Below are 15153 nucleotides of genomic sequence, written 5' to 3'. Positions count from 1 at the left end.
GTTCTTTAATCGAGGACACGATCATGGCTAAAAACGGATTCGGTGGATTTGGCCCCTATCTGCCCGGCTGGCCGCTGGGCAATCAGGACCAATATCAGGAACAGGATCAGGACCAAGGACAGGGGCAGGATCAAAACCAGGGGCAGGATTCCTGGCAGAACCAAGGCCAGGAGCAGACTGCGTCGAACACGGCGAACAATGAGGCCGCAAACAATGCCGGCAACAACGCCGGTAACAATGCCGCCAACAATGCCGGCAACAACGCAGCGAATTCCGCCAACAACGCAGCCGGGAACGCGGCCCAGAACGGCGCCTCGAACACGGCCGGCAATGCGGCCAGCAACGCTGCCAACAATGCAGCCAGCAACGCGGCCGGGAACGCCGCCAGCAACACGGCCGAGAACGTCGCGACGAACGCGACCAACGTCGCCACCAATGTTGCGACCTCGGTGTCGACATCCGTGAATGTCGGCCTTGACGGCATCATCCCCAGCGACAACGACTTTGCCGACGTCGATATCTATGGCGGCGCCAAGGTCGACCAGCTGTTCATCAACCGCGACGGCGTGATCTCCTACGATCCGGGCGACGACGTGTCCTTCTCGGATATCCTCAACGGCTCGCTGAACGGATCCGGCAACAACGCCTTCGTGTCCAATCAGGTCAACGACCTGGTCGACAACGATACGTTGAAGGACCCGCAGGTCCACAACAACTCGAACTTCCAGCAGCAGGGCAGCGCCTGGGGCGGAACCTCGACCACCGGTGACGGCATCGATACCGGCGGCGGCGGTGGCGGCGGCGGCGGCAAGGCCGACGCCGATGGCGGCGCAGGCGGTCGCGGCTCGGCCTATGGCGCGGATGCCTTCGGCGGCTTCGGCGGCCACTCCGGCGCAACCGCCGGCGACGGCACCGGTGCCGATGGCGGCGCAGGCGCGGCCGGCACGGGCACCGGGCTCGGCCTTGGCGGCCTCGGCGTCGGCATTGGCGCCGGTGGTGACGGCGGTGCCGGCGGTGCCGGTGGCGCTGGCGGCGGCGGCGGCGCCGGTGGTGCCGGCGGCACGGGCGCTGGCGGTCCCGGCGGTTCGGGCAGCGGCGGCTCCGGCGGCAGCGGCACGGGCGGCTCCGGCGGAACGGCCGGCAGCGGCGCCGCGGGCGGCAGCGGCGGCAATGGCGCGGCGGCGGCAGCCGGTGCGGCCGATGCGGCGGCGGCCCTCGGCGTGGCCGATGCGGCGGCGGCAGCTGACGCTGCTGCGGCAGCAGGCGGCGCAGGCGGCGCAGGTGGCGCCGGCGGCATGGGCGGCACAGGCGGTGTCGGCAATGGCGGCCTCGGCGGTGACGGCTTCGGCGGTCTCGGCGGCGGCGGTGCCGGCGGTGCCGGCGGCGGCGGCGGAACCGGCGCGGCAGGCGGCATGGGCGGTGACGCCGATGGCGGCGGCGGCCTCGGCTTCGGCGCCGGCCAGGGCATCGGCCTCGGCCTCGGCGGCGGTATCGGCGGTGCCGGCGGTGACGGCGGCGCAGGCCTTGGCGGCTGGGCCCTTTCGGCCGGCGGCGACGGCGGTTCGGCCTTTGGCGGGCCGATTTCCGGCGGCAATGGCGGCTTCGGCGGCATGGGCGGCATCGCCACCAATGGCGCCGGCGGTGCCGGCGGCGCAGGCGGCACATGGGGTTCGAACAATGGCGATGACGGCTATGTCAACGGCCTGTCGCAAGCCACGTCCGACGCCGTGGTCGACACCAGCGCCTTCAACCAGCAGATCGTCATGGGCGCGAACGTCCTTGGCAATACGGTCGACATGACTGTGGTCGGCGGCGACCTGATCAGCACAGTGGTCGGGGAAGACGACGGATAACAAGCCGTCCACGGGTCCGGCGCCCTCTCCCCCCAAGGGCGCCGGGTTCTGGAGCTGTGCATGGTCCCCGTGCACAGCTCCCCACTTTTCCTTCAAGCCACTCAAAGAGGGGGAAGCAGATCCGGGCTCACGCCCGGTGCCGTTAACGGAATGGCGCGGTTCAGGGACGGGCGGCCCGGACAAGCGGTTCCGCTGGAAAGCCGGCGAGGTAGTGCACCATGCATATGGACTCGACCACCGAGATCATCGCCCATTTCATCGGAGTTTTCTCCCAGACCGTCGAGGATGTGCGGCTGCGGCTGGACTACGCCGAGTTCACCGCCCAGCAGGAGGCGTCGCCGGAAAATCCCGAACTCCTCAACGTCAAGATCAACATTTCCAGCCCCTATACGCTGGGGCAATTCGCGCCGAAGGTGAGCTATTCGCCGCCGCCGTTCGACATGGTGGCGACCAGCGTCGGCACCTCGGTTCCGTACCAGCCGATCCCCGTGCAGATCCCGCGCGGCGACATGACGAAGGTGTTCGGCTCCACCCGCCACCACGACGCCCCGGGCATGTCGGAAAGGGTGATCCCCGAATATGTGCCGATCGGCTCGCTCGCGCTCTATCTGCGCCAGGAAGCGCAGCTCGTCGACAATGACGTTCTGACGATCGGCAATCACGGGCTCGGCATGCACATGGTGGGCGATCCGGTCGCCGCGCTGGCGCGGCTGATGGATGCCTCATCGCAGCTCCAGCCGCTGGCCGACCTGGATGGCCTCCACTCCCCAGGCGATGCGAGCGACTTCCTTCTCCACGCCGCCGATGCGGTCGACATGCTGCCGGATGCAGCTCCCGCCGGCGGCAGCCTGTTCGTGGCGCAGGGCGAAGCCTCCGCCGGCATCCATGTCAACGGCGAAAGCGCCGAGGAAGCACCGGTTCTGGACGCCTATCTGCCGGCCAAGTTCCTGCCGCCGCCGGAAGACACGGATGACGAGGCCCCGGCGCCGAACGGCATCGACTACTCGCTCACCTCCAAGATCGACATGGAAGCCGGGGGCAATTTCCTGCTCAACGAGGCGGTTCTGATCAACAACTGGTACGGCGCGCCCGTGGTCGCGGCGGTTGGCGACTATGCCCATGTCAACGCCATCAGCCAGACCAATGTCTGGAGCGACTGCGATGCCGTATCCAGTGCGCTGGGCGGCTGGCAGACGCTGACGAACACGCCGACGCAGGCCTTCAACGTCGCCACCATCGAGACCATCGCCAACCCGGCCTATGGCGGCCAGACCGCCGACGGGTCGGGCTTCCCGTCCTACTGGCAGGTGGCGCGGATCGACGGCGACCTGATCCTCGCCAACTGGATCAAGCAGATCAGCTTCGTGCAGGACAACGATGTCACCGTGATGTCGGCCTGCGGCGGCGGCACCACGATCACGCTCGGCGACAACACGACGCTCAACATCACCTCGCTGGCCGAGCTCGGGATCTACTACGACCTCATCATCGTCGGCGGCAGCATCTATCACGGCAACATCATCAGCCAGACCAACATCCTGCTGGACGACGACCTGGTGGGAACCCTCGGCGATTTCCAGACCTCGGGCCAGGCCTCGCTGTCGACCGGCGGCAACCTCTTGTGGAACCAGGCTTCGATCACCCAATACGGCACGATGAGCTTCGAGCAACTGCCCTCCTCCTTCCAGGAGGCGGCCGACAAGCTCGCTGCCGGCCCGACGGACGCGCCGGCCGGTCTGCTCAACCACCAGGCCTTCAGCGGGCTGGCCGGCCTGAAGGTGCTCTACATCTCCGGCGATGTGATCGACCTTCATTATATCAGCCAGACCAACATTCTGGGCGACGCCGACCAGGTGGCGCTGGCGATGGACAAGGCGGGCGCCTATGCCGATGCCGACTGGACCATCTCCACCGGCACCAACGCCCTCGTCAACTATGCCCACATCGTCGACGGCGGCGTCGATTCCACCGTCTATGCGGGCGGCAATGTCTATTCGGACGAACTGCTCATCCAGGCCGAACTGATCTCGAACGACACCGGCCTCTATACGCAGGACGCCAACGCACTGGTGAACGAGGCGGTGGTGTTCCTGAGCGACGACATGCTGGCCCCGGATGCCGACGACGGGCCGCCGATCCACGACGGCGCGGCGCACGGCATCGGATCGGCCGACGTCATGCAGACCATGTTGAGTTGAAACAAGCCAGACCGAGACACCCGACTGACAGGGGGACAGGAGCGCGTCTTCATGGAGAGGTTTGAGGCAATGGCGGCACCGCGTGCCGCGGCAGGCAACACCAGTTTTTGCGAGCCCGACACGGAACCATTGACGCGGATGCTGGCCGCGCTCGAGCGCGAGATCGAAATCTCGGTCGAGGACGCCGTGTCGGAGCATCGCACCGAAGGACCGGCCCCGGATCTCGCGGAAGGCCGTGACACACACGAACAGGGGGACCGCCAGGAGGCGCCCGAAATGGCGCCCGGCGGCCCCGAACCGGAGACAAGCATGCGACAACCGCAACAATCCGGACCCGAAGCGGCAAGGCCGGGGGCGACGGTCATTCTCGAAGGCGAGACCGGGCCACTCCAGGCGCGGCCGCAGCCGCCGGCCGACGGCCAGCAGCCTTCGGCGCCCGGCCGCTATTCGGTGACCGACGACAAGGGCGGCAAGGGCAAGGGCGGTTCCGGCACCTTCCACCGGCGGCTGGGACCGGTCGACCTGTCGAAGAGCCTCGGCGCCGGCCTCGGCGCGGTGCGCAAGAACCTGTTGATGGTGCTGCTGTTCACCAATGCCAGCAACATCCTCGTGCTGGCCATCCCCGTCTATCTGTTCCAGATTTCCGACCGGGTGCTGACCAGCCGCTCCACCGACACGCTGGTGATGCTGACCATCGTCATCGTCGGCGCTGTGCTCCTGCAAGCGACCTTCGATGCGATCCGCCGCTTCATCCTGATGCGCACCGCCGTGGAGGTCGCGGCCCAGCTCGGCGCGCCGATCCTGAGTGCCGCCGCGCGCGCCTCCCTGCACGGTTCGGGCCGCGAATACCAGACGCTGGGCGACCTCCAGCAATTGCGCTCCTTCCTCGTATCCGGAACCTTGCTGTCCTTCCTGGACATTCCTTTCGCGCCGCTCTTCATACTGGCCGTTTATCTGGTGCATCCGCATCTCGGCAGCATCATCATACTGTCCGGCGTGCTGCTGTTGATCGTCGCCTTCGTCAACCAGCGCATAACCGCCGCCCCGTTCGGCGAGGCCAATGTCTTCCAGAGCCGCGCCAACCTGCATCTCGATTCCATGGCCCGCAACTCGCAGATCATCAACGCGCTGGCGATGATCCCCGAGGCGGTGAAGATCTGGGGGCAGGACACGGCCGGCTCGCTGAAGGCGCAGGTCAAGGCGCAGGACCGCAATATCGTGTCTGCCGCCACCTCCCGCGCCATCCGCCTGCTGACGCAGGTGGCGCTGCTTGGCTGGGGCGCGTTCCTCGCCATCGAGGGCGAGATCACCGGCGGCATGGTCATCGCCGCCTCGATCATCGCCGGCCGGGCGCTCGCTCCCATCGAAGGCTCGATCGAGGGCTGGAACCAGTTCATCCTGTCGCGCGGCGCCTATGGCCGCATCAGCGCGCTGCTGCGGTCCTCGCCGCTGAATCTCGAACGGCTGGTGCTGCCCAATCCGGAAGGTCGGCTCGACGTGGAGCGCGTGCTCTATGTGCCGCAGGGCACCAAGCGCGTGGTGCTGAACGGCATCAACTTCTCCCTCCAGCCGGGCGATTCGCTGGCCGTCATCGGCAATTCGGGCGCGGGCAAGACCACCCTCGGCAAGATGCTGGTCGGCTCCATCCTGCCCACCTCCGGCGCCGTGCGCCTCGACCTGATGGACCTGCGCAACTGGGACCAGCGTCAGTTCGGCGACAATATCGGCTACCTGCCGCAGGACGTTCAGCTCTTCCCCGGTTCCATCAAGGCCAACATCGCGCGCATGCGCGACGATGTGGACGACGCTGAAATCTACCGGGCCGCGATCCTGGCCGACGTGCACGAGATGATCGCCACCTTCCCGCAGGGCTACGAGACGCAGGTCGCGGCCGACGGCTCGCCGCTGTCGGGCGGGCAGAAGCAGCGCATCGCGCTGGCCCGCGCCTTCTTCGGCGACCCGCGCATGATCGTGCTCGACGAGCCGAACTCCAACCTCGACGCCGCCGGCGATTCGGCACTGGCGCGGGCGCTGCGCCACGCCAAGGAAAACCGCATCACGGTGATCGTCATCACCCAGCGGCCGTCGCTGCTGCGCCATGTCGACAAGATCCTGCTGATGACCAACGGCACCATCTCCATGTTCGGCCGCCGCGACGAGGTGCTGCGCGCGCTGGCCGCCCACAATGCCGGCCAGTTGCACGGCAGCCCGTTCGGCGAGCGGCTTCCCCAGGCCGGTACGGCTCAGGCAGGTGCAGCATGAGCACCGAAGTCGCCAAGCTCCAGGACCTCACCTGGTATGCCGAGGTTCCCCGCTCCATCCGCAAGCAGAGCATCGCCGGCGTGCTGCTGATGATCCTGTGCTTCGGCGGCTTCGGCGTGTGGGCCGGCTTCGCGCCGCTCGCCGCAGCCGTCATCGCCCAGGGCAGTTTCGTGGCCACCGGCCAGAACAAGATCGTCCAGCATCTGGAAGGCGGCGTCATCAAGGAAATCCTCGTTTCCGAGGGCGACCATGTGACCGAGGGCCAGCCCCTGGTGCAACTGGACGAAACCTCGGCACTCGCCAATGAGCGCCAATTCTTCCTGCGGCGCGCGCGGCTCGACGCCATCGTGGCGCGGCTGAACGCCCAGTACGAGGAAAAGAAGCGCATCGAATTCCCGGCCGAACTGACCGGCAGCACCGTCGATCCGGAAATCGCGGAAATCCTCGCCAGCCAGCGGCTCAATTTCGAGGCCTCGCAGCGCAAGCTCAACAGCGAGATCGAATTGCTGAACAACAACATCGCGGCGCTCGAATTCCGCGCCGGCGGCTACAAGGCGCAGCAGGAGGCGCTGGCGCGCCAGATCCAGTTCCTCCGCGACGAATATACCGGCAAGCAGAAGCTCTACGATCAGGGGCTGCTGCGCAAACCGGAGATTTCGGCCATCCAGCGCGCAATGGCCGAGGCCGACGGGCAGAACGGGCGGCTGACGGGTGAGATCGACGAGATCGGCGCGCAGATGGAACGCTACCGACAGCAGGTCCAGCAGACGCTTGCCGCCTACCGGCAGGCAGCACTCGACGAGTTGCAGAGCGTCGAGGCGGAACTGGACACGGTGCGTGAGCAGTCGCGCGCCGCCGAGAACGTGCTGCGCCGGGCGACCATCAACGCGCCGGTCAGCGGCACCGTGGTGCGGCTCTACTACCACACCTCCGGCGGCGTCATCGAAAGCGGCAAGAGCATCGCCGAAATCCTGCCGTCCGACGTGCCGCTGATCATCGAGGCGCAGATACCGCGCACCAAGATCGATTCCGTGCGCACCGGCCAGGAGGCGACGGTGCGGCTCACAGCCCTCAACCAGCGCACCACGCCGGTGCTGACGGGCGAGGTGTTCTATGTTTCGGCCGACGCGCTGCGCGAGCAGTCCGTGCAGGAAGTGCGCGAAATCTACCTTGCCCGCGTGCGCCTGCCGCCCAGCGAACTGGCCCGGGTGCGCGGCTTCATGCCGACGCCCGGCATGCCGGCCGAAGTGCTGATCCAGACGGCGGAGCGCACCTTCTTCGACTATCTGTCGAAACCGATCCGCGACAGCATGAACCGCGCCTTCCGCGAGGATTAGACGCCGCTTGCCGGCGGTGCTAGGATCGCGGCGTCTTGGGCAAGCAAGCAGCCTCGCGATGAACCGATCGGTGCCGCCTTTCAGGGACGTGCTGACCCTTCTGGGCCAGCTCAACTATACGTGGACCAACACCGAGAGCCTGCTTATCCACCTGATCGCGGGGCTCGCCGGGGTGGACAAGGAAACCGCCACCATCATCTTCCTGACCCTCAACACGACGCGCGCGCGCGTCGACCTTGTCGAGCGGCTGGCCAAGATGGCGCGCACGCCGGCACCGGTGCGCAAGGACATCCTGGACGTCACCCGCAAGATGATGGCGGAGGCGAAGCTGCGCAACAAATACAACCATTGCATCTATTCCTTCGACGACAGCGGCAATAACGTCTCCACCCTGCTGATGCGGGTTTCGGAATCCGGCGAACAGCTCAGATACGGCAAGATGGATGCCATCGACGCCGACGAGATCTCCAACATCACCCAGTCGATCAACCGGCTGGCGGAGACCAACCGCGAGATATGGGCGCTGGCCCGCCGTCACGGCTTCCCCCTGTAAACGGCCCAGGCGATTGCCACGGCGGCACGGCTCGTTGTAGCCATTCCCGACCGCTCATTGTTGGAGGAGACGCAGCATGGACCGATTTACCGGCGGTTGCCTGTGCGGCGATGTCCGTTTCGTGGCGTCGGGTCGGCCCTACCGGGTCGGCCTTTGCCACTGTCTCGACTGCCGCAAGCACCATGGAGCCCTTTTTCACGCGTCCGCGATCTTTCCCGAAGACGCGGTGACGATCGAAGGTGAAACACGCGACTATGCCGGGCGGTTCTTCTGCCCCCGCTGCGGCTCGCCCGTATTCGCACGCACCGCCGACGAAATCGAAGTGAACCTGGGGTCGCTGGATGCCCCGGATCAGCTAAAACCAACCTACGAACTGTGGACCGTGCGCCGCGAGGCGTGGCTGCCGCCCTTCCCGCTCGCGAACCGCTACGAGCGGGATCGCGACGCCACCAGCCGTTTCGAGGAATAAAGCATGTCGCCCGAAAGTGGGAACCGGTTTCGGGATAACGACATACGAAAAAACAACAACGTAAAGCGCAAGGGGCGAATCTGAAAGATCGCGACGCGCTTTAGGACGCCCGACCGGCCGGGCGAGCGGCGCCTCATTCCGGAAATCCCGCCTTGCGGTAACCGTCGACGAAATGTTGAAATGTTGCGGCGTCACGGAACGGCTCCATCGCCGCCCAATGGCGGATCGTGAAGCGCGGGTTGGCGACGAGGAACAGCTCGGCTTCCGCACGCGCCTCATCGAGCCGGCCGAGCTGCGCAAGGCTCGCCGCAAGGAAGCGGCGCGAGCTTGTCCGGTACGTCTCGTCCCGGCGCAGCGTCTCGACGGCGGCCTCGTAGTCCGCGGAAGCATATTGCGCCTGGCCGAGCACCAGATAGTACCAGCTCGCCGGAAACGGGTTCAGCCGCAACGCCCTGCGGATGTGTTCAAGCCCCTTCCCGACCCGGCCGGCCAGGACCGCGATGTCGGACAGTGCCGCCCATGCATCGGCCTCGTTCGGATCGAGCCTGATCGCGCGCTCGAACTCCGCATCCGCCTCGGCGAAGCTGCGCTCATAGGCCAGCAGATAGGCCACCCAGCGGCAGCCGGCATCGTTGGGATCGATGGCCACCGCCTTGCGCGCCAGTTCCAGCGCCGCGCTGCGGGAAGCTTCGGTCGGCCCGCCGGCATGCACCCATCCCATCCAGTGGTTCACGGCAAGCCAGCGATAGGCTTCGGCATAGTCCGGATCGAGCGCAACCGCGCGCGTCAGCATGAGGTGCGCTTCCTGCGCCGCCTGCGGCGCATCATCCATCAGCTTGCGCGCCCGCACGCACAGGTCGTAGGCTTCGATGTTCCTTGCCCGATGGCGCGGCGGCAATACGCTCAGCCGGCCAAGCAGCGCCTCCACGATCCTGGCCGTCACCTCATCCTGGACGGCAAAGATGTCTTCGAGGCCGCGATCAAAGCGTTCCGCCCACAAATGCTCGCCGCTCGCCGCGTCGACCAGTTGGGCGTTGACGCGCACGCGCCCGGCGGCGCGCCGTGCGCTGCCTTCCAGAAGGTAGCGCACGCCAAGGTCCTCCGCGATCGCGCGCACGTCCATCGCCTTTCCCTTGTAGGCGAAGACCGAGTTGCGGGCGATGACGAACAGGCCCGAATGCCGGGAAAGATCGGTGATCAGGTCTTCGGTCAGCCCATCCGCGAAGGAGTTCTGCTCGGGATCGTTGCCGGGACTCACGAAGGGCAGCACGGCGATCGAAGGCTTGTCGGGCAGCGGCAAAGGCCGTCGCCGCGAGCCACCGATCTGTTCGACGGCGCCCGTGAAACGGTAGCCGACGCGGGGAACCGTGGCGATCCATTCACTGCCGTTGCCGGCCGGGCCCAGCAGCTTCCTGAGCTGCGAGATCTGGACGGTGAGATTGCCTTCCTCGACGGCGGCGCCCGGCCATGCCGCATCCATCAACGCCGCCTTGTTCAGGATTTCGCCGGGCCGCTCGACAAGTGCCGCGAGCAGCTTCAGCCCGCGATAGCCGACGGCGGCGCCCGGCCATGCCGCATCCATCAACGCCGCCTTGTTCAGGATTTCGCCGGGCCGCTCGACAAGTGCCGCGAGCAGCTTCAGCCCGCGATAGCCGACGGCGACGGGCACGCCATCCCGAAGGAGCGTTCCCGCACCCGGATCAAGCACGAACGGACCGAAGGCAAAGCGCGATCCCTGCATACGGCACATCTATAGCCGGTTTGGAAGTTTTGAGAACTTTTTGGCAGCGCTTAATTACGCCGCCGCTCGCATCCCGCAGAATCCAGCCTCTTCCAGGCCGAAGGCTCACGAAGCTTCAAACCCTGATGGAGGCTGCCATGAACGACACATCTGCACCGGCACCGGATCGAGCCGCCCGGCCGACAATCGCCGTGAAAGCGGCACCCCGGCGCTACAGCCTCGCGGCCTTACGAAACATAGTTTCGACCTGGCGCGAACGGACGCGCTTTCGCCGGGAACTCAAGCAAAAGCTGGAGGACGATCCTTATCTGATCGACGATATCGGCCTGACGCGACGGCAGGCCGAGGAGGAAATCGCCAGGCTGCCCTTCTGGCAGCGATAAGCCCATCGGCCCTTCCCGATCTGTCCGCGAGTGTGGTTCCAGCAACAACCGGCGAAAAGTGGCGCGTCCCACCGGGGAAGTCATGGCCGTGGAATCCGTCGCTACGGTTCGCGGGGCGAACGTGCGCCCCGCGGCCGAGCGCAAGTTGGTCTACTCGAACTGGTTGAGTTTCACGTCTGCTGCCGACAGCAGAAAATCTCGGGAAGCCTCAACGTCACGGATCGCCTTTGTGACATCGACATCCACCAGCTCGCCGGCCCATTTTCTGATCGCGCCGGCAACAATGACGGTGTCCACGTTGCTGCGCTCCATAAGCGTGACGACAGCGCCTGGAACATTGTTCAAGGGCGCCGTGTTGAGAGCCCGGGCGTCAAGCAAGATGATATCCGCATCTTTTCCAACACTCACCGACCCGATCTTATCCGCCAGTTGCGCAACGCGCGCTCCTTCAACAGTCGCAAACCGAATGACATCGGCCGGAGTGAGCAAAGTCGGATTTTCCGTTGCGCCTGCAAGCGCTTTCTGGTTCGCCTCATTTCGTTGCAAGACGTAGACAGAGCGCATCTGTGTGAACATATCCGCGGTCATCGTCGTTTCAACGTCGGTGCTAAGCGACGGTTGAACATTGTTGTCCAGCGCTGTCTGTACGGGCGGGCTGCCATGGCGCATGGTCATCTCGATAGGAGCGGCGATCGAGACGCCGGCGCCAGAGTCGGCTATTTTCTTCCAGGTTTCGTCACGCAGATTGGTCGCGTGAATGAATTCCACCTTCGATCCCAGCAGCTTTTCCTGCGCGAGATAGTCGACGTACTCATCACCCTTCATCAGGTTCCCAATCAAATGTGATACGATCGGGAGGTCCAGTTCTCGAACCAGCGTCATGCTCTCGGCAAAAGTTGGGCTGACATATTCGGTTCCCATGGCAATCGTGAGGAGTTGGTCCGCCGACGAGAAATGCCGCTTGACTAAATCCCTGATGCCGGCGGGGTGTTTTGTCTCCGGTCCATATCCCTCGGAATAGGCCTTGACCGCACGCCGGCGCACATCCTTCAAAGCGGCTATCGATGACTCGCTGTGATCCGGGCTGTGATTGATTTGCGACGTGTCGACAACCGTCGTAACGCCCGCGTCGAGTTGGCTCAGGCCGGAAAGGTAGATGGAAGAATACGCATCCTCCGGCCTGTAGAGCGGCGACATTTTTTGAATGATGAAATCCATGTAGTTCAGCTTGCCGGCGGTGTCGTTCGTGGGGAACAACAACGCCTCGGGCAGAGTGCTTCTCAGCGCCGTTTCAAACTGGTGATGGTGCGTATCGATAAAGCCGGGCATCAGGATCTTACCGGTGGCGTCGATTACCTGTGCGTCCCCAACATCCAGATCGGGACCGATCGCTGCAATCTTGGTGCCTTCGATCAGGACGTCCGCGATCGGAAAGTTGCCGACCTCTGGGTCCATGGACAGAACGACGGCATTGCGCAGAACATAGCGGGTTGCGCTGGCCCCGGTCTGCGCGGGCATCCCTGTCGATTGCGCAAACGCTGACGACACAGAACGCAGTGACGACAGAACGGCAGTAGCCAGGATGAAGCAAGCCGACCCTGACAGGAATTTCCGCCTGCTGAGGCCTGTTGTGCCGAGGGACTGGGGGGATGGCTGTTGATGTCGCATTATCAAGCTCTTTACTCCGATGGTGGCCTTGCGAGTTCCGCAGTACTGCGGATTTCCGACAGATAACTTCTGTGTTTGCGCGCCATGCTCGCTGAAGAGCTAGCCGCCATTTCATACCTTCATTACCCTAGGTGTCCGGAAGCGGCGTGACCTCGCTCTCATCGGGAACGTGGCCAAAGCGCCGTTGTTTCCGGTCTTCCTTAGTCTGCTCGATGCGCTCCTTGCTCGGGATGAAGTTCCGCCAGATGATGGCATCGCCCGCCTGTCGATCGGCTCAACCGCCAACGGGTGGGTTGCAGAGACAATAGGAGGTCGCGAAGCCATCCCAATAGCCTATATATATCGATACAATGTATCGACTGGAAAGATGGGTGATGGAAGCGACCATCCTCGACCAGATGGGCACCGCAGCCGTTGACGAAGGCAGCTTCTCGGCAGCAGGTCGCAAGATCGGCCGGGCGGCGATCAAGCCGGAGAAAACATCAGCCGGAAGGCCGGGCCAACAGCGCAGAAGCAGCCGAAATCCGTGCTTCAACCTCGGACCAGGCGGGGGCGTCACCCATCAGCGCGTGATTTATCGCATCGGTCACGATCATATCGTGAAAGAAGATTGCGAGTCGCTTGCCGTCGGGTTCATCACCCAGGAAGGCGGCAATGACGGATTGGCTCTTTTGCGGACCGACCCGATACCATTCAGCCATCAGTTCCGGAAACTTGTCAGAGACCCCCATAATCATACGCTGAAAGGCGATATGGCGTGGCTGCATCAGTTGCTGCATCAACGTTCTACCGAGAATCGCGAGGCCGGTTTCCCGCGACGCGGTGCGCAGATCAAGAGCCGTCAGAGGCGACAGAAAGTCGGCGGCCAAGCGGCGAACAATCTCGGCGAACAGCCCTTCTTTGCCGCCGAACTGTTTGTAAACATTTGTCTTTGATCCGCCCGTCGCACGGATGACTTCATCGAGACTGACGGCGTCGAAGCCGCGGGCGAGGAACAGCTCGGTGGCAGTCTTGATGATCATCTCGTGTCGGGCGAGCCCCCGGGCATTCAGCCGGGGCATGTCACAACGGTCACTCATTTTCCTTGATTTGCAGCCGATTGCGCCATCGAAGGCTCGTTATGCTGGGCGACCCGGAAGGCGCGGCGATCAACATGCTGAGCATAAAGCAGACTGGCGATAACGATGGCCACGCCAACCGACTGTATCGGCGTCGGAACAAAGCCACGGAAAACCGCATCCAGCGCGAAAGCTGTCAGCGGCGTCAGCAACATCAGCGGCGCGACAGCCGATGGCCCTGCCTTCTGGACCGCACCGAACCAAAGCACGAAGGCCAGTGCGGTGATAACCAGCGCCATGACGATCAGCCCGATTGCATTTTCGCCGGTCAGACTGGCAGGAATATCGCCAAAGATTACAGCGACAATGGACAATTCGACTCCCGCCACGATCAATTGCCATGCCGTCAGTCCGATGAGCGACGCAGGCCGTCCCCAATGATGCAGGAACGTGCTGCCCAAGGCAACCGAACCGGCTGCACCCAGAGCCGCGGCGACGCCGATCGCGTCCAGCCCGGCATCGCCCTTCAACACGACCATCGCGACACCCAGAGCGCCTAGAACGACCGCTGCCAGCTTGCCGGACGAGGGAACCACTCCCAACACAGGTCGTGCGAGCAGCACCATGAATAGCGGCCCAAGCGCCTGAAAGGTTGCCGCGACACCGCCTGGCAACCGCACCGCCGCGATGAACAGAAGTGCGAAGAAGAGCCCGCTGTTCAGTGTTCCCAGAACAACGATCTTGCCCCACCAGTCGCGCGGCGGGAACTCGCGCGCCAACAGAAGCAGCGGCAGGCCACCGCCTATGGCCCGCACGGCGGCAATGAACATGGGATTCTGCGGCAGCATCTCCGTGGTAACGATATAGGTCAAACCCCACAGTATCGTTGCCACGGCAGCCGCCATCTTGGGTGAAAGGGTCATGAGGGCCTCGTATCAAGCGAGCCGAAATTATATTTGATACGATATCGTATCAAATTGTGGAAAGCGTATACCCAATTCAACATGACTGCCTTGCAATTTCCGGGTGACCAAGATCCTGCCAGCAGACCCCGGCCAGGGCAGGGATCTGGGATGCGATCCCACACGAGCGGTGGATTCGCCGGCGGAGCGGCCCTGGAGAACGCCAGTGCGCCCAGCGCTTCTCAGCGTGCCTTGCGGTAGTCGACAGCGTTGCGCGACCCTGTCACGGCCAGGAACGTTTCCGTATTGGGAATGACCTCAGTGTTCTGCGCGGCTACTGCAATCCATCCCGAACCCTGTCGCCGAACGACGAAGACCAGGATCGAATGCCGCGGGTCGGCGGCGCTGCCTTCCGGAGTGAGCTGGCCCTCGATACGATAGCGTGCGTGCACGATCACCGTGTCGCCCATGGGACGCACCCGACGTTCCTCGACAATCAAATGCGCGGCCCGGAAGAACGTGGACAGGCCATAGTCGTGGGCCTTGCGGATATCGCGACGCTTGCGCCACCAAAGGCCGACGACGTTGACGAAATCAGCATCTTCCGCGAAGAGTTCGGCCAGCGTCGCCGCGTCGCGCGCGTTCCAGGCATCGGCAAATTGTTGCGCAATCTCGGCCGGGTCCTGGATAGGTGCATCGGTGCTCTCAGAAATCACCCGGCCGCTCCTT

Annotated in this window: 11 protein-coding genes and 1 pseudogene; 7 read left to right on the top strand and 5 right to left on the bottom strand. The window is 64.4% G+C overall.

Translation table 11 applies throughout. The features are described from left to right. Positions 1-23: 23 nt before the first annotated feature. From ACVCNR_RS12555 to ACVCNR_RS12530, 6 genes are all read left to right on the top strand, one after another. Positions 24-1853 (top strand): hypothetical protein, encoded by a 1830-nt coding sequence (locus ACVCNR_RS12555; protein WP_354194932.1) that lies wholly within the window; start codon positions 24-26, stop codon positions 1851-1853. A 218-nt stretch (positions 1854-2071) separates the two neighbouring features. Then, entirely contained in the window at positions 2072-4051 is a 1980-nt protein-coding gene (locus ACVCNR_RS12550; RefSeq protein WP_447075037.1) for a type I secretion protein, read from the top strand. Positions 4052-4102: 51 nt separating this feature from the next. Continuing rightward, positions 4103-6313 carry a type I secretion system permease/ATPase gene (locus ACVCNR_RS12545; RefSeq protein WP_447075036.1) on the top strand — a complete coding sequence of 737 codons (2211 nt, stop codon included), beginning with the start codon at positions 4103-4105 and terminating at the stop codon, positions 6311-6313. Continuing rightward, positions 6310-7650, top strand: a complete 1341-nt coding sequence (locus ACVCNR_RS12540) for an HlyD family type I secretion periplasmic adaptor subunit (RefSeq protein ID WP_354194926.1) — start codon at positions 6310-6312, stop codon at positions 7648-7650. The genes ACVCNR_RS12545 and ACVCNR_RS12540 overlap by 4 nt, the downstream gene beginning before the upstream one ends. Positions 7651-7708: 58 nt before the next feature. Continuing rightward, entirely contained in the window at positions 7709-8203 is a 495-nt protein-coding gene (locus tag ACVCNR_RS12535) for a hypothetical protein (protein WP_354194924.1), read from the top strand. 76 nt (positions 8204-8279) lie between these two features. Further along, positions 8280-8672, top strand: coding sequence for a GFA family protein (locus ACVCNR_RS12530; RefSeq protein WP_447075035.1), 393 nt, complete (start codon positions 8280-8282; stop codon positions 8670-8672). 133 nt (positions 8673-8805) lie between these two features. On the opposite strand, the pseudogene ACVCNR_RS12525 reads toward ACVCNR_RS12530, so the two are convergent. Continuing rightward, positions 8806-10230, bottom strand: a pseudogene (locus ACVCNR_RS12525) (winged helix-turn-helix domain-containing tetratricopeptide repeat protein); the annotation flags it as partial. 320 nt (positions 10231-10550) lie between these two features. On the opposite strand from ACVCNR_RS12525, the gene ACVCNR_RS12520 reads away from it, so the two are divergent. Continuing rightward, complete coding sequence (locus ACVCNR_RS12520) at positions 10551-10796, top strand: DUF1127 domain-containing protein (protein WP_447075034.1); 246 nt, start codon at positions 10551-10553, stop codon at positions 10794-10796. 150 nt (positions 10797-10946) lie between these two features. On the opposite strand, the gene ACVCNR_RS12515 is transcribed toward ACVCNR_RS12520, so the two are convergent. The 4 genes from ACVCNR_RS12515 to ACVCNR_RS12500 form a co-directional block, all read right to left on the bottom strand. Then, positions 10947-12314 carry an amidohydrolase family protein gene (locus tag ACVCNR_RS12515; protein WP_447075033.1) on the bottom strand — a complete coding sequence of 456 codons (1368 nt, stop codon included), beginning with the start codon at positions 12312-12314 and terminating at the stop codon, positions 10947-10949. Between the two features lie 632 nt (positions 12315-12946). Beyond that, positions 12947-13486, bottom strand: coding sequence for a TetR/AcrR family transcriptional regulator (locus ACVCNR_RS12510; protein WP_447075032.1), 540 nt, complete (start codon positions 13484-13486; stop codon positions 12947-12949). Between the two features lie 53 nt (positions 13487-13539). Then, positions 13540-14445: a DMT family transporter gene (locus tag ACVCNR_RS12505; protein WP_447075031.1), complete on the bottom strand. Its 906-nt coding sequence runs from the start codon at positions 14443-14445 to the stop codon at positions 13540-13542. A gap of 221 nt (positions 14446-14666) precedes the next feature. After that, the gene (locus tag ACVCNR_RS12500; RefSeq protein WP_447075030.1) at positions 14667-15140 is read right to left on the bottom strand and encodes an SgcJ/EcaC family oxidoreductase; all 474 of its coding nucleotides are present in this window, start codon (positions 15138-15140) and stop codon (positions 14667-14669) included. Positions 15141-15153 lie beyond the last annotated feature (13 nt).

It is taken from the genome of Aquamicrobium terrae (assembly GCF_052978165.1).
This window is presented reverse-complemented; position numbering and strand designations above follow the sequence as displayed.

What these genes read in the sequence shown, in the direction of transcription:
- ACVCNR_RS12555 (WP_354194932.1), top strand. Translation starts at nt 24, where the DNA reads ATGGCTAAAAACGGATTCGGTGGATTTGGCCCCTATCTGCCCGGCTGG.
- ACVCNR_RS12550 (WP_447075037.1), top strand. Translation starts at nt 2,072, where the DNA reads ATGCATATGGACTCGACCACCGAGATCATCGCCCATTTCATCGGAGTT.
- ACVCNR_RS12545 (WP_447075036.1), top strand. Translation starts at nt 4,103, where the DNA reads ATGGAGAGGTTTGAGGCAATGGCGGCACCGCGTGCCGCGGCAGGCAAC.
- ACVCNR_RS12540 (WP_354194926.1), top strand. Translation starts at nt 6,310, where the DNA reads ATGAGCACCGAAGTCGCCAAGCTCCAGGACCTCACCTGGTATGCCGAG.
- ACVCNR_RS12535 (WP_354194924.1), top strand. Translation starts at nt 7,709, where the DNA reads ATGAACCGATCGGTGCCGCCTTTCAGGGACGTGCTGACCCTTCTGGGC.
- ACVCNR_RS12530 (WP_447075035.1), top strand. Translation starts at nt 8,280, where the DNA reads ATGGACCGATTTACCGGCGGTTGCCTGTGCGGCGATGTCCGTTTCGTG.
- ACVCNR_RS12520 (WP_447075034.1), top strand. Translation starts at nt 10,551, where the DNA reads ATGAACGACACATCTGCACCGGCACCGGATCGAGCCGCCCGGCCGACA.
- ACVCNR_RS12515 (WP_447075033.1), bottom strand. Translation starts at nt 12,314, where the DNA reads ATGCCCGCGCAGACCGGGGCCAGCGCAACCCGCTATGTTCTGCGCAAT.
- ACVCNR_RS12510 (WP_447075032.1), bottom strand. Translation starts at nt 13,486, where the DNA reads ATGATCATCAAGACTGCCACCGAGCTGTTCCTCGCCCGCGGCTTCGAC.
- ACVCNR_RS12505 (WP_447075031.1), bottom strand. Translation starts at nt 14,445, where the DNA reads ATGACCCTTTCACCCAAGATGGCGGCTGCCGTGGCAACGATACTGTGG.